The 17,568-nt window shown below is 43.9% G+C and carries 14 protein-coding genes; 5 read left to right on the forward strand and 9 right to left on the reverse strand.

The window, feature by feature from the left end; translation table 11 throughout:
* Positions 1-75: 75 nt before the first annotated feature.
* A complete protein-coding gene (locus ABDD94_RS14450; protein ID WP_345951377.1) occupies positions 76-1,140 on the forward strand; it encodes a hybrid sensor histidine kinase/response regulator in 1,065 nt (354 codons plus the stop codon).
* A 5-nt stretch (positions 1,141-1,145) separates the two neighbouring features.
* Positions 1,146-1,547, forward strand: coding sequence for a response regulator (locus tag ABDD94_RS14455; protein ID WP_345952829.1), 402 nt, complete (start codon positions 1,146-1,148; stop codon positions 1,545-1,547).
* A 3-nt stretch (positions 1,548-1,550) separates the two neighbouring features.
* On the opposite strand, the gene ABDD94_RS14460 is transcribed toward ABDD94_RS14455, so the two are convergent.
* Positions 1,551-2,015, reverse strand: coding sequence for a response regulator (locus tag ABDD94_RS14460; protein WP_345951375.1), 465 nt, complete (start codon positions 2,013-2,015; stop codon positions 1,551-1,553).
* Positions 2,016-2,520: 505 nt separating this feature from the next.
* Between ABDD94_RS14460 and pfkA the strand changes: the two genes are divergently transcribed.
* From pfkA to ABDD94_RS14475, 3 genes are all read left to right on the forward strand, one after another.
* Complete coding sequence (gene pfkA / locus ABDD94_RS14465) at positions 2,521-3,495, forward strand: 6-phosphofructokinase (RefSeq protein ID WP_345951374.1); 975 nt, start codon at positions 2,521-2,523, stop codon at positions 3,493-3,495.
* Between the two features lie 120 nt (positions 3,496-3,615).
* The gene (locus tag ABDD94_RS14470) at positions 3,616-5,061 is read left to right on the forward strand and encodes an NAD(P)/FAD-dependent oxidoreductase (RefSeq protein ID WP_345952830.1); all 1,446 of its coding nucleotides are present in this window, start codon (positions 3,616-3,618) and stop codon (positions 5,059-5,061) included.
* 128 nt (positions 5,062-5,189) lie between these two features.
* Positions 5,190-6,770, forward strand: a complete 1,581-nt coding sequence (locus ABDD94_RS14475; protein WP_345952831.1) for a Na+/H+ antiporter — start codon at positions 5,190-5,192, stop codon at positions 6,768-6,770.
* A 55-nt stretch (positions 6,771-6,825) separates the two neighbouring features.
* Here the strand turns inward: ABDD94_RS14475 and ABDD94_RS14480 are convergent, their stop codons facing one another.
* The 8 genes from ABDD94_RS14480 to ABDD94_RS14515 form a co-directional block, all read right to left on the reverse strand.
* Positions 6,826-8,574, reverse strand: coding sequence for an ATP-binding protein (locus tag ABDD94_RS14480; RefSeq protein ID WP_345952832.1), 1,749 nt, complete (start codon positions 8,572-8,574; stop codon positions 6,826-6,828).
* On the reverse strand, positions 8,571-9,704 hold the full coding sequence (locus ABDD94_RS14485; RefSeq protein WP_345952833.1) for a sensor protein KdpD: 1,134 nt from the start codon (positions 9,702-9,704) through the stop codon (positions 8,571-8,573). The genes ABDD94_RS14480 and ABDD94_RS14485 overlap by 4 nt, the downstream gene beginning before the upstream one ends.
* Positions 9,705-9,777: 73 nt before the next feature.
* Positions 9,778-10,863 carry a porin gene (locus ABDD94_RS14490; RefSeq protein WP_345952834.1) on the reverse strand — a complete coding sequence of 362 codons (1,086 nt, stop codon included), beginning with the start codon at positions 10,861-10,863 and terminating at the stop codon, positions 9,778-9,780.
* A gap of 142 nt (positions 10,864-11,005) precedes the next feature.
* Entirely contained in the window at positions 11,006-11,569 is a 564-nt protein-coding gene (locus ABDD94_RS14495) for a K(+)-transporting ATPase subunit C (RefSeq protein ID WP_345952835.1), read from the reverse strand.
* A 52-nt stretch (positions 11,570-11,621) separates the two neighbouring features.
* Positions 11,622-13,655: a potassium-transporting ATPase subunit KdpB gene (gene kdpB, locus ABDD94_RS14500; RefSeq protein ID WP_345952836.1), complete on the reverse strand. Its 2,034-nt coding sequence runs from the start codon at positions 13,653-13,655 to the stop codon at positions 11,622-11,624.
* Between the two features lie 116 nt (positions 13,656-13,771).
* The gene (gene kdpA / locus ABDD94_RS14505) at positions 13,772-15,490 is read right to left on the reverse strand and encodes a potassium-transporting ATPase subunit KdpA (RefSeq protein WP_345952837.1); all 1,719 of its coding nucleotides are present in this window, start codon (positions 15,488-15,490) and stop codon (positions 13,772-13,774) included.
* Between the two features lie 12 nt (positions 15,491-15,502).
* The gene (locus tag ABDD94_RS14510) at positions 15,503-15,580 is read right to left on the reverse strand and encodes a potassium-transporting ATPase subunit F (protein ID WP_188418949.1); all 78 of its coding nucleotides are present in this window, start codon (positions 15,578-15,580) and stop codon (positions 15,503-15,505) included.
* Between the two features lie 481 nt (positions 15,581-16,061).
* Positions 16,062-17,393 (reverse strand): sigma-54 dependent transcriptional regulator, encoded by a 1,332-nt coding sequence (locus ABDD94_RS14515; RefSeq protein ID WP_345952838.1) that lies wholly within the window; start codon positions 17,391-17,393, stop codon positions 16,062-16,064.
* Positions 17,394-17,568: the final 175 nt, after the last annotated feature.

Raw genomic sequence — 17,568 nt, forward strand, 5'->3', positions numbered from 1 at the left:
GCCTTCTTCCCTACGATATTATCTTTCAATAAAATTTCTCAGGCATTGATCCCGAATTCAGAAAAAATTAAGATTTTGTACATCGACGATGAGCAGGATAACCTTGTTGGTTTCAAAGCATCGCTACGTATGAGCTATCAGGTGTTTACCACTGTTGATGTAAAATTGGCGGCAGGTATTCTTGATAAAAATCCAGACATCAGGGTCATATTTTGTGATCAACGGATGCCCGGAATGACTGGTGTAGAGTTTTTTGAGAGTATCAGACCTACTCACCCCCATCCTATCCGCATCCTCTTAACCGCTTACACGGATGTCGACTCCATTATTAATGCCATTAATAAAGGCAATATATTCAGGTACTTAAACAAACCGTGGAATGAGGCCGACTTACTTTCGGCTATTGAAGAGGCTAACAAGTTTTACCTGGCCAGCTCAATGCTCTCGGTAAAGAACGAGGAACTCAATACCGCTTATAATGAACTGAATAAGTTTGCTTATAGCGTGAGTCATGACATCAGGGGCCCAATAGCGGGTTTGTTAGGTGCCATTAATGTGGTGCGGGAGATTGACAGTATCGATGAAATGAAGGAGATGCTGGTATTGATGGAAAAATCCTTAAAGAAACTGGATACGTACATTGTAAGTATGCACGACTATTATGCGATTCAGAGAGGAGAGCTTAAATTAAAGGATGTTGACTTTAAATTATTAGTAGAAGAACTACAGGCATTTTATAACGTCATTTCAACTTTAGATAATATAGATTTTAAAGTTACCGTAAACCAAAGCGAGCCGTTTAGAAGTGATGACAGACCATTGAAGCTTATTTTAAATAATCTTCTTTCCAATGCCTTTAAGTACCAGGATAAGAACAAGACAGAAAAAGCGGTAAATTTACATATCGAAGTTAAAAAAGGGGTAGCCACTATAACCATTATGGATACCGGAATTGGTATATTAGGCAACCATATAGGAGAAATATTCAACTTATTCTATCGTGCAACTGCACAAGGGTCAGGATCGGGCTTTGGCTTATATAATGCTAAAAGCGCCTTGTTAAAATTAAATGGGCATATAGAAGTTAATTCGATTATGGATAAGGGCACTACATTTAAGGTTGTTATCCCCTCAATTTAATCGGCATGAAACCAGCATTCATAATTATTGATGATAGTGAACTTGATTGCTTCATTATTCAGAAAATAATTCAGCACATAGATAGCAACTTCAACTTTAAAATATACCGTAGTGCCCAAAAAGCATTAGATGCCCTTAAAAAAGTTACCGAAGAGGATTATGTGTTTGGACTGATTGTGCTGGATATTAATATGCCGATGATGAATGGATTTGAATTTATTGAAGCATTTGAAAAGCTTCCTTCCGACATAAAGGATAAGTATAGGATCGTTGTCCTTTCCAGCACTAGAAATCCTGGCGATATAGCCAGGCTTTCAAGTTATAAATCTGTAGAAAGCTTTATCGACAAACCCATTACTAAAGAAAAACTTTACGCACTTTTGGCGCGAACCGACGTCGAAGCCTAATGCTTAAGACAGCAGTTTCTGCCTTAGTAAAAACTCCAGCTGGTTGTTAGAATCTTCAAGCTTCTCGTTCATTTCCTTTAGCTGATCGTTCTCCAGATATTTTTCGTAAGCACGATTGATTGTCATATCCAGTTCTTCCTCATTCCAGGGCTTTGCTAAATAATGAAATATCTTGCCCTTGTTTACCGCATCTACTACCGCTCCCATATCGGCATAACCGGTTAAAAGAATGCGCATAGGTGCCGGATAAATTTCTAACACTTTCTCTAAAAACTCAACGCCGGTCATTTCGGGCATACGCTGATCGGTTATGATGATTTGAATTTTACGCGCCGCAAGTATTTTCAAGGCTTCGTCACCGCTAATGGCAGTCCAAACCTGGTACTTTATTCTAAAGGTCGCTTTAAAGGAAAACAAATTATTTTCCTCATCATCTACATATAATACTGAAATTTTTTCGGACGACATAACACGTATAAATTCAAAGCAAAGTTAAAGTAACTTAATAAAACCCCAAACATTCATTTGATAAGATGTAAGTGGTATCGGTTTTGAAACTGTTGTAAGCTTACTAATTGGTTATCATAAAGATAGCAAAGACAGTGCTGTTTACAAAAAGTAGTTTTCAACTTTTCTTATTAAGATTACATCTGCTTACGTGTTTTAGTTAAAATATGTTATAGGCCAGAGCGCATATTTGGTGCTTTGTAGCATAACTTTTAAGGGTTTATTATAGAAGTAAGTGACAAGATATTTTACCGCCATTGCGGCCTGCACATTGTTGCGTTGGTTATTTACCGCACTGTTTACTTACGTTTATACATAAAAATATTTTTTCAAATCTAAGTGTCAGGTATACACTAAGATTTCCTATCTTTCGCCGGTGCACAGAGCATGGCTGGTTTTCAAAGCAACAGGTCCAATGCATAAGTTTTGCAGGGGCCATTAAGCCGCCAATTTTAAGAACAGTAAAATGAATAACATTTCAAATATAGGGGTTTACACCTCCGGGGGCGATGCGCCCGGCATGAATGCAGCCATCCGTGCTGTGGTTAAAACAGCCCTGTTTAATAAAATAGAAGTTACAGGTATTCGTTTGGGTTATGAGGGGATGATTACCGGCGATATGCACGCTATGACGCCAAAATCGGTTGGTAATATTATCCATCGCGGGGGCACTATACTTAAAACAGCCAGAAGCGAAGAGTTTAGAACCGAAGCGGGAAAGCAAAAGGCTTACAAACAGCTAAAGCGCTTTGGTATCGATGCGCTGGTTGCTATTGGCGGCGATGGCACTTTTACCGGTGCTAATATGTTCAGTGAACTGTTTGATGTTCCGGTTATAGGCATACCGGCTACTATAGATAACGATTTGAAAGGAACAGATTTTACAATAGGTTATGATACGGCGTTAAATACGGTGTTAAAGTCTGTTGACCAGATCAGGGACACAGCCGAATCTCATGACCGCTTGTTTATTGTAGAGGTAATGGGCCGCGACTCAGGTATGATAGCCATGCGGGCAGGTATTGCTGCTGGCGCAGAGGCGGTAATGTTGCCTGAAATTAAGAACAACCTGGAGCCTGTTTTTCAAAAACTGGAAGATTCGCGTCATCATAAAAGCTCTAAAATTTTAATTGTTGCTGAAGGCCAGGAAATAGGCGGAGGATTTGAGATAGGACGTATAATTAAAGAGAGATTTCCTCAGTATGATACTCGGGTTTCAGTTTTAGGCCATATGCAGCGTGGTGGCCACCCCAGTTGTACAGACAGGGTATTGGCAAGCCGCTTTGGAGTTGCAGCAGTTGAAGGCTTGCTTCAGGGTCGAAGCCAGGAGATGGTTGGCGTAAGGCACCATGACATTGTATATGTACCCTTAAAAGAAGCTATTTTACAACCTTCAGAACTGGACTTAAACATGCTGAAGATCATTGACGTGCTGGCCTGATATAGCCGCTTACCGGAGACATTTGTACCTAAGGCCTGCAAATTACAGATGCCCTAACTTAAATTGTACAGAGGCTCAAGGTAATTGTAACTTTGGCCCGGCTCCTCTATTGGGCAGTATATGAAAAAACTGGAAAAGCGGGATTACGATGCCATTGTGGTAGGTTCAGGGCCTAACGGCCTTTCTGCGGCCATCTTATTACAGCAACACGGCCTCCAGGTTTTAGTAGTAGAAAGCAAAAGCACTATAGGAGGCGGTTTGCGCACTGCAGAGCTTACATTACCCGGTTTCAAGCATGATATTTGCTCAGCCATTCATCCTTTAGCGCTGGGTTCACCATTTTTTAAAACGCTGCCACTTCAGCAACATGGTCTGCAGTATGTTTTGCCTGAAATAGATGCCGCACATCCTTTTGATAACGGTAAAGCAGCTGTGCTTAAACGCTCCATACATGAAACGGCAGCACTGCTGAAGGCCGATCAAAATACTTATCTCAAACTATTAGCGCCTCTTGTAAAAAGCTGGGCTGGTTTATCGCCTAATATATTAGGGCCTCTTCAATTCCCTAAGCACCCGCTTGACTTTGCCCGGTTTGGTTTATTGGCCTTGCAACCGGCCACTCTGCTAGCTAAAAACTTTAAAACTGCAGAGGCACGGGCACTATTTGCCGGCATGGCTGCCCATGCCATACAGCCATTGGGCAATCTAGCCACATCGGCTGTTGCTTTGGTACTGCTGGCTAATGGCCATTTGGGCGGGTGGCCTATTCCAAGGGGCGGCTCGCAAGCTATCGCTAATGCATTGGCCGGTTATTTCTTATCGTTAGGCGGTAACATACAAACCGGTAACCATGTTACTTCGCTGGCACAGTTACCATCAGCACATGCCGTGCTGTTTGATGTAACACCTAAACAGCTTTTGCAAATAGCTGGTCATCAATTTTCGTCACTTTACAAGTGGCAGTTAGAACGCTACCGTTACGGAGATGGCGTTTTTAAGATAGATTGGGCGCTGGACGCTCCCATCCCATTTAAGGCTCAGGAGTGCCGCAAAGCCGGAACTATACATTTAGGAGGCACGCTTGAGGAAATTGTTATGGCCGAAAATGCATCGGCTAAAGGCAGGCATGCGGACAAGCCTTATGTACTGCTGGCCCAGCAAAGTTTATTTGACAATACCCGGGCGCCCGAGGGCAAGCACACGGCCTGGGCTTACTGCCACGTACCAAACGGTTCCACTAAAGATATGACGGTTAGTATAGAACAGCAGGTAGAACGCTTCGCACCTGGCTTTCGCGACCGCGTTTTAGCCCGGCACACATTCAACACACAACAAATCGAAGAACATAACGCCAACTATATAGGCGGCGATATTAACGGCGGCAGGTTAAATATAGCACAATTGTTTACCCGCCCTGCTTTGCGCTGGTCTCCTTACAAAACCTCGGCAAAGGGTTTGTATATCTGCTCTTCATCCACTCCACCTGGTGGTGGTGTGCATGGTATGTGTGGTTACCATGCAGCCAAAAGGGTCTTGAAGGATCTGTTTCATATCATCACCCCATAATAATAAGCCAGAAAAAAATACTTCGAGTATTGTAAGTGCCAGACCGTGACGCGATGAAAAGACGCATAAGGCATTAAGTTACGGTATGATATAAGCAAGATTTGAGCAGATAATGCTACTTTTAGTTCATGACAGAGCAGTTCCCTTTCTATATAAGTCTTGTTATTGCCATTGTTATACTGGTGATGATTGCAGATAAGGTAAAGGTAGCCTATCCGGTAGTGTTAGTTGTTGCTGGGTTGGGCATTAGTTTTATGCCGTTTATGCCGGCTGTGCGCATGAATCCCGACTTGATTTTTGTCGTTTTCCTGCCGCCGCTGCTATATGAGGCTGCCTGGGCTATTTCCTGGAAAGAACTTTGGCGCTGGCGGCGCATTGTAGGTAGTTTTGCATTTGTGGTTGTTTTTTTAACGGCCTTGTCTGTTGCGTTTATAGCCAACCGGTTCATTCCCGGGTTTTCACTCGCTCTCGGCTTTTTGCTGGGCGGCATTGTGTCGCCACCTGATGCTGTAAGCGCTGGCGCTATTATAAAATTTGTAAAGGTACCCAAACGGGTGTCCTCTATTTTGGAAGGTGAGAGTTTACTTAACGATGCTTCGTCATTAATCATTTTTCGTTTTGCCATGATTGCATTGGCTACCGGCCAGTTCATTTGGTACAGCGCCGCTTTGAGTTTTGGCTGGATGCTACTGGGTGGTTTAGGTGTAGGTTTGATTGTAGGCTGGTTGTTTATGAAGGCACACCGGCATTTACCTACCAATGCCAATATCGATACTGTTTTAACCCTGGTAACGCCTTACGTAATGTACATTATTGCCGAGGAAATACATAGCTCGGGCGTGTTGGCTGTGGTAAGCGGCGGCTTGCTGCTGTCCAGCAACCGGCATTCGTTTTTAAGCGGCAGCTCTCGTTTAAGGGGCGTAAACGTATGGGAGAGCTTAGCCTTTGTACTTAACGGACTTGTTTTTTTACTGATAGGGCTCGAACTGCCCGAAATTACGGCCGGGCTTAAGCAGGAAGGGGCCAGTATCTCTGGAGCTATTGGTTACGGCTTGCTGGTTACAGGCGTACTTATTGTAACCAGAATTATGTCTGCCTACGGTGCGGTGTTTGTAACGCTGATTGCCAGAAATTTTATCAAAGTTGCAGACCCACGCAACCCCGGTTTTCAAACGCCGTTAATATTGGGATGGACCGGCATGCGTGGAGTAGTTTCACTTGCGGCCGCCTTATCCATACCAGTGCAAATGAGCAATGGCGCTGCGTTTCCGCAGCGGAGCCTCATTCTGTTCATTACTTTTGTTGTTATCCTGGGTACATTACTGCTTCAGGGTCTTACTTTGCCTGCGCTGATCAAAAGAATCAAAATACCTGACTTTCATGACTACCCACCCGAAGGCGAAGCCGAAAACTACATACACCGCGAACTGGCCAAACATGCCTTGCAACACCTTGACAGTAAGTACACCGGGCAATGGGAAAATTCGCCTTTACTACAGCAAATGGCAGCCAAATGGCAAGGTAAGGTTAACGATGATGCTGAAGTGGCTATTTCATTGGAATACAGGTCTATTTACCTGGACCTGCTGGATAAGCAACGGAACTGGCTCATTCAAAAGAACGATCACGATGAGCATTTTGACGAAGACATAATCAGGAAGCATTTGCGCTTGATTGATATTGAGGAAGAAAAAATCAGGTCGCTTTAACACTATCAAAGTAAAACGGCCCCCATTGCTGTAAATGGTAAAAGAACTACTATCATTAATAGGAAGCTGGCAAACTAAAAACAAACCTACTACCTTCACCTATAGCGCTTTCAACCCATATTTTACCTTGCTGCGCTTCTATAAAGTCTTTTGATATGGCAAGCCCCAGGCCCGATCCCGATTTATTCTGTCCATCTGTAGGTACCTGAAAATAACGATCGAACAAGCGCTTCTGGTACTGCTCATCTATACCCTTACCGAAATCGCGCACCGAAAACTCAACTTGTTTATGACCTACGGCCAACTTGACGATGATCTTCGATTTTTCGGCACTGTATCGCAATGCGTTTGATAAAAAGTTAACCAGCACCCAGGCCGTTTTTTCTACATCAGCCTGCACTTTGGGTAAATGCCCATCGCTAACCACATCTATAGCTATCCCCTTTTGCCCCGCCTGAAAATTGACCGAATTAATTGCATAATCCACTATCTGCATTGGGTCAACCGGCACAAAATTTAATTGAATGTTTCCGGTTTCAACTTGCGATAGCTCCAGCAATTCGCTGGTAATTTTGAGCAAACGGGCGCTATCATCGGCAATGTGTTCTACCAGTTGCTGTTGTTCAGTGTTCATGGCTCCTACCCTTTCGTCCTTCAGCAATTTTAGGCTCATCTTAATAGAAGATATCGGCGTTTTTAGCTCATGCGATATGGTTGCAATAAAGTTTGTCTTAGCCTCATCACGCTCCTTAAACTCGGTAATATTGCGCAACACATAAACTTTGCCAGCCGATTTGGTAGCAATTTTAATTGCATCACTCTGCTTATCCAGGTTAGGCACAAAGATATCACGGCTTTGCAGCTGAAAATGCAATTCCTTGCTATCGAGCACAATCTTCAGTGCCTTAACAGCCGAATCATTTGTGATGATAGACCGAAACAGGTCGTTGTTCTGAACCAGCTTTTGGGTGTTTTGGCCAATCACCTTATCCTCAGTAATGTTGAGTACTTTGCGCGCCGTATCATTCATAAATAACACCTCCTGCTTTTCGTCTACACCTACAATGGCATCCTGCATTTGCTCAATGATGGTTTCGATTCGCCGCTTTTCGGATAAAACGGTGGCCAGGTTGCTGTTTTCCCACTCATTGAGCCGGGCCGCCATGTTGTTAAAGGCGCCGGCCACTTCGGCAAACTCATCGCCCTGGTCAAAATGCAATCGTTTGCTGTAATTACGCTCGCTAATCTCGCGGATACCCTCCAGCAGTGCACGCAAAGGGTTGGCAATAAAACCCGGGAAATTAACACTAAAACTAAATAGTACCAGAAAAGTAAAGGCACCGGCAATACCCAGCATTAAACTAGCCTGGTTTACCGATGCCCTTGCAGCGTCATTTTTGCGCACAATAGCCTGCATGTTTAACAACTCAATTTGCCGTAAATGCGAACGGACCTCTCTTTGGGCCACTTGCTGATTAAGGGGCGTGTGTTGGTGGTTAAGCTGATCAAAAGCTACGCGTAGTTGGGCTACCGCTTGCTGCTCGCCTTTCTCGGTTACATTGTGTTCCTCTTTACCCAACTGCTTATCAAACTGCGCTGCAACTGCTGGTGCAAGGGGCAAGTTGTTCTCATCCAGCAGGGTACGCATCTCGCGGGTGTAGCTCAGGGTTTCATAATTGTCTTTTAAAATTACTTTGGCATTGTTGGAGATATCCTGAATATAATAAAGGGAGATAGCACCAAAGAACAGGACCACGACAAACAAAAAGCCGAATCCTAGTCTGAGTTTGGTTTTAATTTTCATGAGAGTATCACTAAATCGGTTTCTGTAGCGGCTATTTTTTTAAGCAGCTCGTTAAACACTGCAGTGCGTAAAATTACCTGAAATAAGCTTAAGTGCGGCTTGCCAATACAAATGGTGGTTACTTCGCGCTCTTCGGCTATTTGCATAATGGTTTGGGTGATCTGGTCGCTTTTAATTTTCACCACCTCGGCGCCTAATTCGGTAGCCAGTTTAAAGTTATTAATTAAATGCCGCTGCTTGTCGAGCTTAATTTTGTCGAGACTTTCGCTGCTGCTTTGCACGTACAATACCACCCAGGGCGACCGGTAGTAAGAAGCCAGCCTGGCGGTTTTGCGGATCACTATTTTGGCCGTAACTGAGTTTGACGAAATACAGGCCAAAAATTTCTCGGGGCGGAGTTTGATCTGCTTAGGTATTTCGTTGTCAATTTTACGTTCCAGGTGATGTGCTACTTCTTTCAATGCCATCTCGCGCAACTGCAATATCTTATCGCTCTGAAAAAAGTTCTGCAATGCCAGTGCTATCTTGCCCTGCTCGTAAATTTTCCCTTCCTTAAGCCGGTCTATGAGTTCGTCGGCGGTAAGGTCAATGTTTACAATCTCATCAGCCAGTTGCAATATCTTATCGGGGATGCGCTCAGTGATGGCAATGCCGGTAATATCTTCAACTTCCTCGTTCAGGCTTTCCAAATGCTGAATATTTACAGCACTTATTACGCTAATTCCGGCCTCCAGTATATCCAGCACATCCTGCCAGCGCTTCCCATTCTTGCTGCCTTCAATATTGGTATGGGCCAGTTCGTCAACAATAACTACCTCCGGGTGCCGGTTCAAGATACCCTGCAAGTCCATTTCTTCGAGTTGCTTGCCTTTATAAAAGGTTTTGCGGCGGGCTATTACGGGTAATCCATCCAACAGGGCATGTGTTTCGGCTCGGTTGTGGGTTTCTATATAGCCAATTTGTATGCCTATACCGTTACGCTGCAGGGCATGCGCTTCCTGCAGCATACGGTAAGTTTTGCCAACACCTGCGCTCATGCCGATATATACCTTTAGCTTGCCACGCCTGGATTTTTTAACCAGCTCGATAAAGTTCTTAACCGAACCGTCCTTATGTTCTTCTTCGGGCATCTTGGGTACTCATTAAAGGTGATTGTGTTTAGTTGGTTGCTCAACCTTTTGCAACAAACCGGCTTTAACATTACTAAAACGAAACGGCTATGCTTGCCGTGATAGCCGGGTTGGTGTTTACTGCATTACCCAACCTGTTAAATATTACATCTTTACTATCATATACTTTACCTTCTAAGCGTAGTAGGCCATTGCTTACCGGTGCGTAATCCAAGTTAATGGAATAGCCTGTGGTTTTAAAACCATTAGGCGTCCCGGTGGCTATAATGACGCCATTTTTGTCCTGATAATACTCAACCCTGCCAGCCACCGCCCATTGCGTAGCTAACTGGTAGCGGGCAATGGCTACGGGAGAAATAATATAATTGTATTGGTTACTGCCTTTGGCCTGCTGCTGCATACCGTAATCGAAACCAGCTGTTAACCCAAAGGCGCTGCTGAGCTGAAACACGCCGTAAAAGTTGTTATAAAACCTGCGTACACGTACAGAGTCAGCTCCCTCTGTTCCTAAATAATTGCTGTAATTAAGGGTAATTTTATCAGTTGGCTTGTAGTAAACCTGCAAACCACCGGCGGGCTTGCTGTTGGCATCCTGACGGTTAATGCGTTGCCATCCGTTAAGGTATAAGCCTGTTAGGGTTAGCTTACCATCTGTTGTGGTGTATCCCAGCTTTACGCCCGATTCATAATAAGGTGTATTTTCGGCCAGGATGCTGCGGGTTAACGTCCAGCAATCTTTTGAAATAGCACTTTCAAACCCGATGTGCGAGGCGAAGATACCCGCATCGAGCCATAGGCTGGCTGTTTTTGAGAGCTTTACACCAGCATTAGCCTCCAGTATATTCTTAAGAACCCCAGGTTCGGCAGCTAAATTAGCATTGGCATAGGTGCCTGCCATAACAGCCATGTTGGCTCTTATACTGCCGTTATCATAATTGGCTTTTATAAAACCCAGGTTCAGGTTTACCTCGTTGTGCCGGTTGTGCGAATAGATAAATCCCGGGCGGTTATTATTGGTTGGCCGATTAAAATCGAACCCATAGTAAATTTCGGCATAACCGCTAACGGTTAATTTACCGGCTTTTGTACTGTCCTGGGTTTGAGATTTGGCTAATAAAGTGGTGCAGCTAAGCGCTGCTATGAGCAGAATATTTTTCATTGCGTGTTGTCAGTTTTGCTATAAATCATTCGGTCATTAGTGTGGTAACGAGAGCAATCTTTTTTTGCAGCGTAAACTTTTTGCCACTAAAAGGTCCCTCATTAGTATTGGTGATGACAAAGGATGTTATGGTAGTTTCGGGTTATTTCTTTAATGCGTCTAATGCCACATTCAGTTTAAGCACATTAACGCTTGACGGACCGAACAAGCCTATTAATGGCTTTTGTGTATTGGCAGCAACCAATTGAGCCACCTGTTTTTCATCCAGCTTACGAATTGCGGCTACTCTTTTTACTTGTATAGCAGCTGCTTCGGGTGAAATGTCGGGATCTAAACCGCTGCCCGATGCCGTAACCAGATCAGCAGGTATGTCGCTCTTTTTAACACCGGGATTATATTTTAATAACGTATCTATGCGGCTTTGTACATCCTTTAAGTAATCGGGGTTACTTGGACCTTTATTAGAACCGGCAGAACCTGCGGCATTGTAACCTACTGCAGATGGGCGCGTCCAGAAATATTCCGGCTTATCAAACTTTTGGCCCAGCAGTGCGTAGCCTACAATTTTCCCATTGAGGGTTACTTTCTCACCATCACACTGCCCTTTGGCCAATTTGCCGGCAAAGGAAATTAATACAGGGTATATTACACATAATAGTATTACGAGTACCAGTGTTAGTCTTAATGACTGTGTTAAACTTTTCATTTTATTATTTTATTTATTGTTATAATGACGCGTTTTAATTCATTTGGAGGGGCTAAACCATAAGTCCCACAACCAAATCAATCAGTTTTATGCCAATGAATGGCGCAACTACACCGCCAAGGCCATATATCAGCAAGTTGCGGCGCAGTAACGCTGTGGCACCAATAGGCTTGTATTCCACCCCTTTTAAAGCCAATGGTATGAGTAAGGGAATAATAACAGCATTAAAAATTACGGCCGATAAGATGGCGCTTTCCGGACTGTGCAAGCGCATAATGTTCATACTCTGCAGGGCCGGTATAGAGGCTATGAACAATGCCGGTACAATGGCAAAATATTTGGCCACATCATTAGCTATCGAGAAGGTGGTTAGCGTACCGCGGGTAATGAGCAACTGTTTGCCTATTTCTACAATTTCAATCAGTTTGGTGGGGTCATTGTCCAGGTCTACCATGTTGCCGGCTTCCTTGGCCGCCTGTGTACCACTGTTCATGGCTACGCCAACATCTGCCTGGGCCAGCGCGGGTGCATCATTAGTACCGTCGCCCATCATGGCCACGAGCTTTCCGGTTGCTTGCTCCTGTTTAATGTAGTTCATCTTATCTTCGGGCTTAGCCTCCGCAATAAAATCATCCACGCCAGCTTTTTCAGCTATAAACTTGGCGGTTAAAGGATTATCACCGGTTACCATTACGGTTTTAACACCCATTTTGCGCAGCCGTTCAAAACGTTCGGCAATACCTGGTTTAATAATATCCTGTAATTCAACCGTACCTAAAACTTCTTCATTTTGGGTTACCACCAGCGGTGTACCACCGTTTGATGAAATAGCTTCTACCCTGTCTTTAACCACAGCTTGCACCGTATGACCAGCATTCAGCGCCAGCTTACGCATAGAATCATAGGCGCCTTTGCGTATACGTATACCATCGGGCGTATCTATGCCGCTTGAACGGGTTTCGGCAGTGAATTTTATAGATACCGAACCTTGCGGCGCTTGCAAAGGCACACGGCTATTATTGTGCTGAGCCAATTCGATGATCGATTTTCCTTCGGGCGTTTCGTCGCTTAATGAGGCCATTACGCAGGCCTTAACCAAATCTTCAGGAGCTACGCCGGGCGCTGGCCAAAACTGGGTGGCTTTACGGTTGCCTATCGTTATAGTTCCGGTTTTGTCAAGTAGTAATACGTCAATATCACCGGCGGTTTCAACTGCTTTGCCACTTTTGGTAATTACATTGGCACGCAAGGCCCTATCCATACCGGCTATACCAATGGCCGATAGCAAACCGCCAATGGTGGTAGGTATTAAACACACAAACAGCGAAATAAGTGCAGCAACGGTAATGGGCGTATGGGCATAATCAGCAAATGGCTTAAGCGTTACACATACGATAATAAAGACGATGGTAAAACTGGCCAACAAAATAGTTAAGGCTACTTCGTTAGGGGTTTTTTGCCGTGATGCACCTTCAACCAGCGCAATCATTTTGTCCAAAAAACTTTCGCCGGGCTGCGTGGTAACCATCACCTTTATACGGTCTGACAGAACTTTTGTACCACCGGTAACAGATGATTTATCGCCGCCAGACTCGCGTATAACCGGGGCAGATTCACCCGTAATGGCCGATTCATCTATCGTAGCCAGGCCTTCTACAATTTCACCATCGGTAGGAATGGTATCGCCGGCTTCACAAACGAACACATCGCCCTTTTTTAATTGATTGGATGATACAACAGTGATATTGCCTTTATCATCTATCACATTAGCGGGCGTATCTTCGCGGGTTTTGCGTAAGCTATCCGCTTGTGCTTTGCCACGTGCTTCGGCAATAGCTTCGGCAAAATTGGCAAACAGCAGGGTTAAAAGCAGTATTAAAAATATGATAAGGTTATAAGCAAGGGTGCCCTGGCCATTGTGTGTTACACTGTATATGGTTACGTACAGCATAATGGCGGTGCCAATCTCCACGGTGAACATTACCGGGTTACGCATCATCACCTTTGGGTTAAGCTTTATAAACGACTGTTTTAATGCTGATTGCACTAAGGCCGGTTCGAATAATTTATTGGATTGAGATTTCATTTTCAGTATGAAGGTTGCCGCTCTTAATCCTCCTCGGGAGAGGGAGGGCTTTGAGAAGCATATTTTATATTCTGTTTCGATTACAAGTCTCCCCTCCGGGGGAGATGAGAAGGAGCTTAATTAATCATGGAAAAATATTCAGCAATGGGGCCTAATACTAATGCAGGGAAGTAAGACAAGGCGTTTAGCACTAAAATGATGGCAAACGTCATAAGGCCGAAGGTTACCGTATCTACACGTAAGGTACCTGCACTTTCGGGTATATATTTTTTTTGTGCCAATAAACCAGCTATGGCTATAGGCCCAAAAATGGGTAGGAAACGGCCCAGTATAAGTACGATACCAGTACTGATATTCCAAAAGATATTATTATCGCCCAAACCCTCAAAACCAGAACCGTTGTTGGCGTTAGATGACGTAAATTCGTATAACATCTCCGAAAAGCCATGATAACCTGGGTTATTTAACCAGTTGGCCGGCTTAACAGCCCAATCGGCATTACCGTGTGCTACAAAAACATAACTGGCCAGGGCTGTACCTGCCATAATCAACAGCGGACTTAGCAGGGTTATAAGCGCTGCTATTTTCACTTCACGTGCTTCTACTTTATGCCCTAAAAATTCGGGTGTACGGCCTACCATTAAGCCCGATATAAACACAGCTATAATAAGGTAGATAAAGTAGTTAAGTATGCCCACCCCACAGCCACCAAAGAAACCATTGATCATCATACCCAGCAGTTGCCACAAGCCGGTAAGCGCCATAGTACTATCATGCATCCCGTTAACCGACCCTGTTGATACAATAGTAGTTAATGTGCTCCAGTATGCGGTAGCTGCCGGTCCGAACCTAACTTCTTTGCCTTCCATGGCTCCGGTGGCCTGTGTTACACCCATTTTAGCAATGGCAGGGTTGCCACCTAACTCGCTTGTTATAGTAGGTATCAACAGCATAAACATACCCGCCATCATTACTCCAAATATTACCCAACCCAGCTTTTTACGCCGTATAAAAATACCAAAGGCCAATATCATAGCCATAGGGATAATCATTTGCGATACTATTTCGGTTACGTTAGTTAGATAGTTCGGGTTTTCGAGCGGGTGCGCTGAGTTGGCTCCAAACCAGCCGCCACCGTTGGTACCGAGGTGCTTAATAGCAATCATTTGGGCAGCCGGTCCACGTGACACGTTCACAGTATCGCCTTGCATGGATACAAACTGATCTTTACCGGCGTAGCTTGATGGTGTACCGTTGAAAGTGAGTATTAAAGCTACAACGATAGCTAACGGCAGCAACAAACGGGTAATGGCCTTTACAAAGAAATTCCAAAAGTTCCCCAGATCAGTAGTTGTTTTATCGCGAAATGCTTTAAATAATGCAACAGCTGCAGCTATACCGGTTGCCGCACTGGTAAAGTGCAAAAACATGAATATAAAGTGCTGAGTTAAGTAGGTAGCCCCGCTCTCACCAGAGTAGTGTTGCAGGTTACAGTTAACTACGAAACTTATAATGGTGTTAAAAGCAAGGTCGGCCGTCATACCGGGGTTACCGTCAGGATTTAGAGGTAACTTGTCTTGATATATTAACACAAAAAAGCCGTAAACCAACCACAGGATATTAATGGTCATCATAGCTTTCAAAAACTGTTTCCAGTTCATGGGCTCATTAGGATTAATGCCCGATAATTTAAAAAGGCCTCTTTCGAGCGGCTTCATAAAATCTGTCCATACCTTTTCGCCGGCAAACATTTTGGCCAGGTACTTACCCAGCGGAATGGCTATGGCCAGTGTAATGACAAAAGATGCAATGATGCCTAATAGTTCAGTGTTCATTGTTTGTGAAGGTTAAAATTTTTCGGGTTTGAGCAGTACATACACCATGTATGCAAAAACTGCCAGAGAGATGATGAATAGCGCTAACATAATTTTCAGATTTTTTCGAACCAGTCGATAGTTTTAAAGATGAGCCAGCACAGGATGAGCAGGATCACAAAGAGCAGAATAATAAGCATAGTAATTGTTTTTACCCCTAATGCCAAAGCAGGTGCCGCTTTTAATAAGCTATAAATACACCCTTGACTACCAGTCAATTAAGCTACAAAAACAACAAAGTGGCAAAATCAGGAAATAAAAAACCCTTCCAAAATGGAAGGGTTGATTTTCATTTTGGAAGAGGATACCGTCATAAATCACGATTGCTGAACGGTATAATCGTGATTGTGAGTGATAGCTGCGCATTGGCATTACAGGCCTTACTGACCGGTAATAACGTGCCACCTAAATAGAAGAATATTGTTATCGATACTTTTAAGAGGGAATGCCAGATTAAACACCTTATTGTCCTCAATTTTTTGATTACCTGTGCATATGAGTGTATCCCAGTTTGGCCGATAAGTGCTAAATGCTATGTTAGCTTATACTCATCAAGCTTACGGTACAAAGTGGTAAGGCCAATGCCTAACAGGCGCGCTGTTTCGGTTTTGTTACCGCGGGTGTGTGCAAGTACTTTTTGAATATGCTGCCGTTCTACTGTTTCTAAGTCTAAAGCATTGGTATTAGTACTAACGTAATTAAATTCTGGCGGTAGTAAATCGGGCGTAAGCAGGTTGCTATCAGCCAGAATCACCACGCGTTCCATCACGTTCTTCAGTTCGCGTATGTTGCCCTTCCAATGATGTTGGGTGAGCAGGCGTAAAAAGTCGTCAGTAAGTTTGATAGGGTACTTGCCGGCTTTAACAGTGAATTCTTTAAGATAGTGCTTTGCCAAAAGTTCAATATCGGCCTTGCGCTCATTAAGCGCCGGTAAATGGATGGTAAAAACCGACAAACGGTAAAACAAATCTAACCTGAAACGGCCGGCTTCTGCCTCCTTTTGCAAATCGCGATTGGTGGCAGCCAGTATACGTAAGTTTACTTTGGTAGTTTGTGTATCGCCTACCTTAATGAAGGTTTTACTCTCGAGCACCCGTAATAGTTTAGCTTGCAGTTCCATGCTTACCTCGCCTATCTCGTCTAAAAAAACGGTGCCATGTTGGGCCTCTTCCAAAAGCCCTTTTTTGTCTTTTAAAGCCCCTGTAAATGCCCCTGCCTTGTAACCAAACAATTCGCTTTCCAGCAGTTCAGCAGTAAAACTACTGCAGTTGATTGCCACAAATGGCATCAACCGCCGCTGACTTTCATAATGTATGGCTGATGCAAAAACTTCCTTACCGGTTCCGGTTTCGCCTAACAGCAATACGGTGGTATCGGTCGTAGCCACCTTCCGGGCCAGGCTAACCGCTTCTGTAATGGGCTTGGATGTTCCGATTATTTGAGCAAAGCTATGTTTGCTATGTATTTTCTTTTCCTGTTCGAAGGTACGCTGTTGCAGTTGTGCTTTCTGTAATGCCTGGTTTATAAGCGGTATAATCTTGTCATTATCGTCGCCTTTAATTATGTAATTAAAAGCGCCGTTTTGCATGGCTTTTACCCCATCTGCTATGGTGCCATAGGCGGTAAGATTGATAACCTCTACGTATGGTTTTCTTTCTTTAATGGTTTTTACCAGGTCAACCCCGTTTACATCGGGTAGCTTTACATCACTAAGCACTACCTGCACATCTTCCTGTACCAATAGCTTTAGGCCGTCTTTACCGGTGGCCGCCTGCAGCACGCTAAAACCTTCTAACTCTATAATGCGCGAAAGCAAGCCACTTAATTTCTTTTCGTCATCGATGATGAGAATGGTATTTTGCATAGCAAGTAAATCAATGCAATAATATGCTTAAACTCCCGTAGAGGCAAGAAAAACATTCGGCCTTTGCTTAAGCAAAGCCTGATAGGACGTGCAACCAATTAATAAAATAGTCAACCGAACCTCTAACGACAGAACTACAACAGGCAAGGTGCGCTTATCGGTTCGCTGTTTTTTG

This window comes from Mucilaginibacter sp. PAMB04168 (assembly GCF_039634365.2).
GTDB lineage: Bacteria > Bacteroidota > Bacteroidia > Sphingobacteriales > Sphingobacteriaceae > Mucilaginibacter.